Here is a 7,100-nt window from a genome sequence, read left to right as displayed (position 1 = left end):
TACGCCGTTACCCAAAGGGTGCCGCCTCCCGCAGCCCCATCTGGCTAGATCTCAGCCACGACCACGACCCCGCATGGTCCGCAGCCCGCGCTAATCTACTGGCCCGACTCAATGAGCATCGCGAGGTTCTCCGTAACAAACTGAATGGCCCATTCATCGTAGTCCTGCCAGTGGACTACCGACCTCGTTTGTGGGAAATCGCGCCGGATTTATGGTCGATCCGGCAATACAGCCAGGAACTTCGAGCTGAAGATCATTTGATTCCTACTGTGGCAAGGCTGCCAACGATTTTGGATCGTGTCTTTACCGAGAGCCAGCCCACCACTCGGTTAGAAAATGCCTTTTCGGTTCCAGAGAGCCATGCCCCCTCTGCTGTTGACGAATGGGGGCGGATATTAGAAGAAAACCAGGGTGCATTGCGGGTGGGCTGGAAAGCTTTCGAGGATGCTTATTCAGAACGCCGCCTGGAAACTGCCCGTCGCATTGCAACTGACGTCGAACGCTTAGCCCGCAAAATATGGATAAGGAGCAACACGCCCGAATCCGTGCACGACTTAAGTGTTTCGCTAGATAATATCGGCATAGTGGCAGAAGCTCTGGGCTATTTCAAAGATGCCGAATCCGCCTACCATAAAAGCCTAGCGCTACGCCGTACCTTGCGCGAACGGCCTGACAATACGAAGCCTTGAGTATCTCCCCGACAACCCAGAATTCCCGGCACAAGCGGAACGACTCGAAACCCTTCTGGCCCAAGCCCCCGAGTGAAGGTGCGCCTGACCGCCCCACCCCGGAAAAGTTCTGCCAAATCTCCCCCCGCTCCGCTAAAATTCCATCCCGTAAACAGGCTCTTTCCCGAGCCGCAATAAGGAAAACCCATCGGGCGGGAACTTCAGCCACAGCGCGCCGCGCCTCATCCTGTCGCCCGCCCCTCCTGAACTACAGGCGCTTATACGTGGAGGAACACGACCATGAATGACTTCAACTTCCAAGACATCATGCAAAACCTGGCGGACAACGGAATCACCGCCAACACCGCCACGCTTATCGCGATAGGCATTTTCGGCTTGCTCGTGGCGGTGTATCTCGTCATCAAGCTCAGTCGCAGCAAACAAGCCACCCCGCCCGCCAAAGCGCCGGTGGTCGCCGCCCGGCAAGCGCCCAAGGCACCGGAACCCGTCATTCCCAAAACGCCCAAGCCAGCGGAAGCCGTTCAAACCCGGCAACCGCCCCCGCCCGCGCCTGCCGCCGCACCAGTTCCCAAAGCCGCCGTGGCACAACGGCCAGCCATTCCCGCCTTCGGTCGCCACGTTCCCCAGGACTCGGTACTCAAACGGCATTTTCAGGCCCATATCTGCCACATGCTGGAAACGGTGGCCGCGCCCCGCCCCACCGACAGCGTGTTGAAGCGCCATCACCAGCACCTGCTCCAATCCCGGCTGCAAGCCTGCCTGCGCGACAAGGCTTGCCGGGACAAGCTGACGGCTGAATATGAAGCCTGCCGGGCCAGCAAAGCGGCAACGGTGGCACCCACGCCGGCTCCGGTCATGGATATTCCGGCACCAGCCTCCGCGCCCGTTGTTGCCATAGCGGCTCCCGCGCCCAGCCAGCCCGCCAAATCCGCGCCCGCAGCGGTGCAGATTCCCCAGGATTCCATCCTGCGCCGCCACTTCCTCAACCATCTGGCCTACATGCTGGAAGCCATCGCCCCGTGCCGCCCCACCGACAGCGTGTTGAAGCGCCATCACGCCCAATGGCTGCGCAACCAATTGGACGCTTGCCTCAGCGACCCGGCGCGGCTAAACAAGGTGTTATCAGATTACGAATCTGGCCGGATAGCCAAGGCTTGATTGAACTTAGCGGGAAATCAGTGCCCGTGAGACCGCCCGGTTAAATCGTGGCGTCTCCGGGCCTATTCATATCCCGCCCCCCCATTGAACCGTCGGCATGGCCGCCGTCTGGTTCAATCACAGCGCCGGATGACAGGGATTGAGTCGGTTTTGCTCAAAGGATTGAGGCTGGCGTGTTTCCTTAAACAAAAACCGCAAACTATCTGGAAGGAGGAGAGTTAAATGGCAAAGATCAATAAGCTGCTCGTGGGCGAGGCCCTATGCGGCGGCGGCAATGAAATCGCCCACATCGACCTCATCATCGGCCCGCGCGGCAGCGCCGCCGAAACGGCGTTCGCGACCGCCCTGACCAATAACAAGGATGGGTTCACCAGCCTGTTGGCGGTGGTCGCGCCGAACCTGCTGGTCAAGCCCGCCACGGTGATGTTCAACAAAGTCACCATCAAGAATGGCAAGCAGGCCACCCAGATGTTCGGACCCGCCCAGCGCGGCGTCGCGATGGCGGTGGCGGATTGCGTGGAAGACGGCACGATTCCGGTGGATGAAGCGGACGACCTGTTCATCAGCGTCGGCGTGTTCATTCACTGGCTGGCCGAGGACGACGCGAAAATCCAGGACTACAACTACGAGGCCACCAAGCTCTCCATCCAGCGCGCCGTCGCTGGCGAGCCGTCGGCCAAGGAAGTTGTGGCCCGGAAAGGCAGCGAAGCCCACCCCTTCGCCGCCCACGTCTGATTCGGCCCGTTCGGTTGACCGAAATGGTGGAAGCCCCAAACTCGGCGCTTCCACCCCTTTTCCCCCTAAAACAGCTTCACTTGTGGGAGCGAGCTTCAGCCCGCGACTACCACCCCAAGGCGTGGGCTAAAGCCCACTCCCACGTCCAAGCCCCATCGCCTCCCGCATCTTCTCCCACACTTCCGGCGTCAACGCCCCCACATGCCGATAGCGGACCACGCCCCCTGCGTCGATGGCGTAGGTTTCCGGCGTGCCCAACACGCCCAGCGTGTTGCCCAGGGTGCCGCCGTCATCGAACACGATTTGCCTATAGGGATCGCCCTCGCGGTTCAGCCAGACCTGAGCCGGATCGCGGAGGTCGAGATAATCGACGCCGTAAATCGCCACGTCTTTCTTGCGGGCCACAGCCAGCAGCAAGGGATGCTCGTCCCGGCAGGCCGCGCACCAGCTCGCCCAGAAGTTAAGCAGCGCCGGACCTTTAATATCTTGATTCGTCAGGATGGCGGGCGGTTCGGCCAGGGTGGATGCAGAGAACTTCGGCAAGGGCTTGGCGAGAAAGGGCGATGGCAAGCCGTTCGGGTCTAAACCCATGCCGTACCACATCAGCAACCCAATGGCCGCTAGCACTAGCGGCGGCAGAATCAGAATCAGGCGGGGCATATCAATTTGCTCGTGTGTAGGTCGGGCTTCAGCCCGACTCTGAACCCGCGAAACAGTAAAGTCGGGCTGAAGCCCGACCTACTTTAGATAGTCCAAATTCTTATTCCGCGACCGCTTCTTGTCGTGGAAATACTTGTACTTCACGATGCCCTCCAAGCCGTGGCAGTCGATGCAGAATGTGCCATCCACCCCTTTGTGCCGCAGGAACGCATCCCGCTGGGTGCCCTCAAGATTGTCCTTGTTGGCCGACAGCTTGATCTTTACGGCGTCCTCCGGGGGCGCCTTCTCCACATCCCACACATGCGGCTCGTGGCAGGTGACGCAAGCGATTCGCCCGAACTCCTCCGGCTTCTCGTCCTTGCCCAGCAGCGGCATGACCTTCTTGTCGGAACGCAGCACCAAATCCTCGTGCGGGTGGCTGAAATGCCGCATCGCCTTGTCCTCGCCCACCCCGCCCTTCTGGTGGCAGTTCAGGCACAGGGCATCGCGCTTGAAGGGGCTTTCATCCACCTTGTCGGCGGGGTCGGTGGATGGCTTGGCCTGCACCCGCTTCGCCCCGGCCAGGAACGGCAGTTCGCCCTTGCCCCGGTGCAAGGTGTGACACGCGCCACAGACGCCGGATTCCGTCGGCAAGTCGCCATGGGCATTCTTCTTGTCCTTGGCGGTGATGCGGAGATCATGGTCGGTGCCGACCACGGTCTGCTTGCGCTTGTGGCAATGGCTGCATAGCTCACCATTCTTGTCCGATTCGACCAGCACGGCGGTGTCGGGCTTGCCCTTGTGGACCGCGTGGCAGGTGAGGCAGCCGACTTTCTCCACCTGCTTGTCGTTGATTTTGACCGGATCGTCCAGCTTGGCGTTGACCGGGTGGACGCCCTTCTTTATCGCCGCGTCCTTGCCCTCGGCGTGCTGGCGTTCGTGGCAGTTCTTGCACAGCGCCTCGGCCTCCTCGATGCCCTTGGGCAGCAAGGCGGTGTCCGGGTTGCCGCTGTGGACGTTGTGGCAGGTCTGGCAGGTTACTTCCTTGATGTCCGGCTTGCCCTTCCACAGCACTGGCTTTTCCCAGGGATCGTCGCTCTCCCGCTTGATGTTGACCGGATGGACACCCTTGCGGTGGGCTTCCTCCTTGCTGTCGGTGTGCTGGCGCTCGTGGCAGTTCTTACAAAGCTCGCCGTCCGATTTCACACCTTCCGGCATGAGGGTGGTTTCCGCTGTGCCTTTGTGAACCGCGTGGCAAGTCTGGCAACCCACCTCGGTAATCTCTGGCTTGCCCTTCCACAGCACCGGCTTGATGTTCGGGTCATCGCTCTTGCGCTTGATGTTGATCGGATGCACGCCCTTGTCGTGGGCGTCGTCCTTGTCCTCGGAGAACTGGCGCGGGTGGCAGGCGGCACAGAGTTCGCCCTGTTTCCGGTCCAGCACCGTGAGTTTGCCGTCGTCGTGCCCGCCGTGGGCTTGGTGGCAAGTCTGGCAAATCATCTCGTTGTCGTGGCCCAAGGCCGAACCGCCCGCCGCCAGTTTCAGGGGCAAACCTTTGTGCAATTCGGCGTTGGTGGGATAGCCCTTGGCGTCCTTGTGGGGTGGATGCTCGAACTTGATCGCTAGCGGATGATTGAAGCCGTGCTTGGCTGTCTCGGTTTCCCGTGCCCCCTTCCCTTTCGACTCATGGCAACGCTCGCACAAATCCCCGCCCTTGTTCGGCACCCGCAACCACGCATTGCCGTGGTCCTGATAAAGCGTGTCGGGCTTCTCCAAATTGCTGTGGGGCGTGTGGCAGGTGGTGCAGCGCAATTGCTTGTCCGGCGTCACCGGGAACGGCTCCGGCAGCTTGTCCTTGCGCGGCTTCGGGGCGTCGGCATGGCGCTTTTTCTCTTCGGGCGATTCGTAGGTGGCCGGGTGCTGGGCGCCGTGATGGATGGCAAGGCGGGAATCCATGATGGCCCCGTTATGGCAGCTATAGCACATCTTGAACGAGGCTTCCGGCAAGGCGCCCTCCCCGTCCGGCGCCCGCAGTTCGGCGGGGGCTTCGGTCGCCCAGGACAGATGGCACAGCACGCAGTTCTTCTGGGAAATCTCCAGCGGCTTGAGTCCGGCCTGGGGCGCGGGCGGCGCCTCGCGGAACTCCACCGCATACCGCCGCACTTGGTTGGCGCCGGTTTCCGCCACGTACAAGCGCCCGTCGCGGAACGACAGGCCGGTGGGCGAATCCAGCTTAACGGGCTGGCCGTCGGCGCCTTGCAGCATCCCGACGAATTCGCCCTTGCGGAACACCGACACCGTGCCGAAATAGCTGTCGGCCACGAACAGCGTGTCGGTCTTGGAATCAATGGCGAGGCCGTTGGGCCGGTACAGTTCGCCGGGCGAGAGGCCGAAGCGCCCAACTTGCGAGAACTGCCGCCCGGTCTTGTCGAACACTTGGACGCGGGCGTTGGCGATGTCGAGGACGTTGAGGTAGTCGTCCCGGTCGATGACGATTTGATAAGGGTACTGGAAGCGCCCCGCCGTCTCGCCCCGCCCGCCGAAGCAATCCAAAGGCTGGCCGCTGTCCAGGCGGAGGCGGCACACGCGGTGGGTCTTGCGGTCGGCCCAGAAAGCGATGCCATCCAGCACCGTCACGGCGACGGGTTCCGGCTGGACTTGCGCCACGCCGTCGGGGCATTCCACCTCACCCGGCGCGGGCTTTGGCGCTTGGCCCTTTTCTGGCTTTTTGGCGCAGATGGCGGCGGGCAAATTCAATGCTTTCACCAAGCCGCCATCGGGCTTGAACAGCACCAGCCGCTTATTGCCCGTGTCGGCCACCAACAAGCCCTCGTCCGCCAGCGTCATATCCAGCGGCAGATTGAGTATCTCCGCGCCGAAAGAGCCCATGATTTTGCCGTCTGCCGACAAACGCACCACCCGGTTATGGGTGCCATCCAGCACCAGCATCCGGCCTTGGGTGTCGGCCAGCACGGCGGTGGGCTGGTTGAAATCAGCCCGGAACACCGCGCCATCAGCCACCCACGGCACCAACCCCGCCGCCCGCGCCGCCATGCCGCACAGCAGCCCCAACACCAACAGCAGTCCGCGCATGGTCATCAGCGCAGGATGTCGATGATTTTCAGCCGCTCATCCTCCTCCTTATAGCGGCCAAAAAATTGCGGGATGACATGACGCTGGATCATCGTCACTTGTTCGGGCTTGGCACCGAGGGCAGCGAGATCGAGCATGGAATCTTGATCCGTGTGGCACTTGGCGCAGGCCGGGCCTTCTTTTTCCAGCGGCGCGTGAATTTTGGCTTTCAGCTTGGCCTTGGCGGGGATGGCTTCGGCGGCTTTCCAGTCGCGGGCGACGCGCTCGGCGAATTCAGTGCCGGGGAATGCAATGGCCGGAGCATCCTGAAAGAACGGCGCGACCTTCACCCGCCCGTCCAGCGTCACGGCGTTGTCGATCTTCTGGCCGATACGCAGCCGGTTGTCCGCTGGGGAGGCGGGTTGCTTGCTGGTGTAATCCAGCCAGCGGTAATCGAGCTTGGCGTCCTCAGGCCGGAAGTGGCAGGTCTCGCAGGCAATGAACCGGGAGTGCATGTTGAGGAAGGCTCGGGTGCGGAGCTTCTCGCTGTGCGGCACCGGGAGGTGGCAGCCCTGACAGTAAGCCTCACCTGCCTTGACTGGATTATCCACCCGCTTGTGAAAGGGCGGCACCTTCGGCTCCTCGCGAAGCTTGATGTCCTTGTGGTCGCGGATTTTCTCCTCGGCCTTGGCGATGGCTTCCGCCGTGGGTTGGGCGGCTTCGACGCGCTGGACGAAGAGCGGGTCGGCGTGGATGGCGGGCGCTATCAAAAGCAGCTGGAAAAGCAGCCCGTAGGTCGGGCATGTA

The 7,100-nt window shown here is 61.9% G+C and carries 6 protein-coding genes; 3 read left to right on the top strand and 3 right to left on the bottom strand.

The annotated features are described in order from the left end of the window. From ACXWUF_RS15670 to fae, 3 genes are all read left to right on the top strand, one after another. On the top strand, nucleotides 1-689 hold a 689-nt coding region (locus ACXWUF_RS15670), incomplete at its 5' end, for a hypothetical protein (RefSeq protein WP_458495588.1). A gap of 279 nt (nucleotides 690-968) precedes the next feature. After that, nucleotides 969-1,847: a hypothetical protein gene (locus tag ACXWUF_RS15665; RefSeq protein ID WP_458495587.1), complete on the top strand. Its 879-nt coding sequence runs from the start codon at nucleotides 969-971 to the stop codon at nucleotides 1,845-1,847. 222 nt (nucleotides 1,848-2,069) lie between these two features. Further along, a complete protein-coding gene (gene fae / locus ACXWUF_RS15660; protein WP_458495586.1) occupies nucleotides 2,070-2,582 on the top strand; it encodes a formaldehyde-activating enzyme in 513 nt (170 codons plus the stop codon). A 126-nt stretch (nucleotides 2,583-2,708) separates the two neighbouring features. Here the strand turns inward: fae and ACXWUF_RS15655 are convergent, their stop codons facing one another. The 3 genes from ACXWUF_RS15655 to ACXWUF_RS15645 all read right to left on the bottom strand — a co-directional run. Further along, nucleotides 2,709-3,242 carry a DsbE family thiol:disulfide interchange protein gene (locus ACXWUF_RS15655; RefSeq protein ID WP_458495585.1) on the bottom strand — a complete coding sequence of 178 codons (534 nt, stop codon included), beginning with the start codon at nucleotides 3,240-3,242 and terminating at the stop codon, nucleotides 2,709-2,711. Nucleotides 3,243-3,320: 78 nt separating this feature from the next. Continuing rightward, nucleotides 3,321-6,314: a cytochrome c3 family protein gene (locus tag ACXWUF_RS15650; RefSeq protein ID WP_458495584.1), complete on the bottom strand. Its 2,994-nt coding sequence runs from the start codon at nucleotides 6,312-6,314 to the stop codon at nucleotides 3,321-3,323. Between the two features lie 5 nt (nucleotides 6,315-6,319). Next, the coding region (locus tag ACXWUF_RS15645) for a multiheme c-type cytochrome (RefSeq protein WP_458495583.1) at nucleotides 6,320-7,100 on the bottom strand (781 nt) is incomplete at its 5' end.

This window comes from Methylomagnum sp., assembly GCF_054333355.1.
This window is presented reverse-complemented; position numbering and strand designations above follow the sequence as displayed.

Excerpts from the sequence above, each read along its gene's own strand:
- ACXWUF_RS15665 (WP_458495587.1), top strand. The coding sequence starts at position 969 with ATGAATGACTTCAACTTCCAAGACATCATGCAAAACCTGGCGGACAAC.
- fae (WP_458495586.1), top strand. The coding sequence starts at position 2,070 with ATGGCAAAGATCAATAAGCTGCTCGTGGGCGAGGCCCTATGCGGCGGC.
- ACXWUF_RS15655 (WP_458495585.1), bottom strand. The coding sequence starts at position 3,242 with ATGCCCCGCCTGATTCTGATTCTGCCGCCGCTAGTGCTAGCGGCCATT.
- ACXWUF_RS15650 (WP_458495584.1), bottom strand. The coding sequence starts at position 6,314 with ATGCGCGGACTGCTGTTGGTGTTGGGGCTGCTGTGCGGCATGGCGGCG.